General features: G+C 69.4%; 2 protein-coding genes. One reads left to right on the forward strand and one right to left on the reverse strand.

The window, feature by feature from the left end; all coding sequences use genetic code 11:
• The coding region (locus CCL05_RS17735) for a GntT/GntP/DsdX family permease (protein ID WP_483025075.1) at nt 1-832 on the reverse strand (832 nt) is incomplete at its 3' end.
• A 134-nt stretch (nt 833-966) separates the two neighbouring features.
• Between CCL05_RS17735 and CCL05_RS46230 the strand changes: the two genes are divergently transcribed.
• Nucleotides 967-1,290: helix-turn-helix domain-containing protein (locus tag CCL05_RS46230; RefSeq protein ID WP_244204311.1), on the forward strand; the 324-nt coding region annotated here is incomplete at its 3' end.

Here is a 1,290-nt window from a genome sequence, read left to right on the forward strand (position 1 = left end):
GCGGCCCGAACACCCAGATCGCCAGGCACAGGGTCAGCAGCAGGGCGATCGGCGCCGACCCGACGAAGGCGACGACGTGCAGGAAGGGGCTGTCGCCCGAGGCGGCCATGTCGGTCACGGCGGCGGCCACGATCAGCACGACGGGGAACAGCGCCACGAACAGCGACCAGCCGAGGCCCGGCATCTCCTCGTCGGTGAACTCGCGCTCGCTGACCAGGCCCTTGGGGATGGCCGGCGTCAGCCGCGCGACGAACGGGAGGCGAGGCCACGTCAGGGCGATGAGCGCACCGGCGGGCACGGCGACGAACAGGCCGTAGAACAGCGTGAGTCCGACGGAGGCGTGGAAGGTCGCGGCGACGGCGGTGGGGCCGGGGTGCGGGGGCAGGAAGCTGTGCATCGTGGACAGGGCGATGGACATCGGCAGGCCGACCCACAGCAGCTTCGCGCCGGTGACCCTGACCAGGGTGAACGCGATGGGCACGATGATGACGAACGCGACCTCGTAGAACATGGTCACGCCGATCAGCATGGACGTGACCACCATGGCGACCTGGACCCAGCGCGGCCCGAAGGCGTCGAGGAGCTTGCCGGCTATGCGCTGTGCGGCGCCCGCGTCCCCCATCANNGCGCCGAGTCCGATGGTCAGCATGGTGTCGCCGATCTGGTCCCCGATGCCCTCGGAGAGGACGTCCGGGATGGTCGCCACCGGTATCCCCTGGACGAGTGCGACCCCGACCGCCACGAGCAGCAGGGCCGCGAAGCCGTTGAGTCTCAGCCTGGTCATGAGGAGGAGCAGAACCAGAACGCTGATTCCGACTACGAGCAGAGGCAAGGCAGTTCCCCTTTGAACCGGTGTCCATCCCTGTATGCAGACGGTGTCCACGTATGCAGATGGAGGCTAAGTGGGTGAACGTGCCGGGTCAATGGCCGGGCGATCACGGATTGGCGCGGACCTACGATGAGCGCATGCAGGAGAGCAGAGGTGTCCGCGGCGTGAAGTCGGCGGCCCGGACCGTCGCGCTGCTGGAACTGCTCGCAGGGCGGGGCGAGAAGCCCTCGCGCCTCGACCAGCTCGCGCAGGAGCTGGGCGTACCGCGCAGCAGCATGTACCAGCTGCTCCAGACGCTCGTCGACGCCGGCTGGGTCCGCACGGACGCCACCGGCTCCCTCTACGGCATCGGGATCCGCGCCCTGCTCACCGGCACCGGCTACCTGGACGGGGACCGGCAGGTCCGGGTGGTCCGCCCGTACCTCGACGAGGCGTCGGACGCGCTCGGCGAGACGATCCAC

This window comes from Streptomyces africanus, assembly GCF_002150735.1.
Taxonomy (GTDB): Bacteria; Actinomycetota; Actinomycetes; order Streptomycetales; family Streptomycetaceae; genus Streptomyces; species Streptomyces africanus.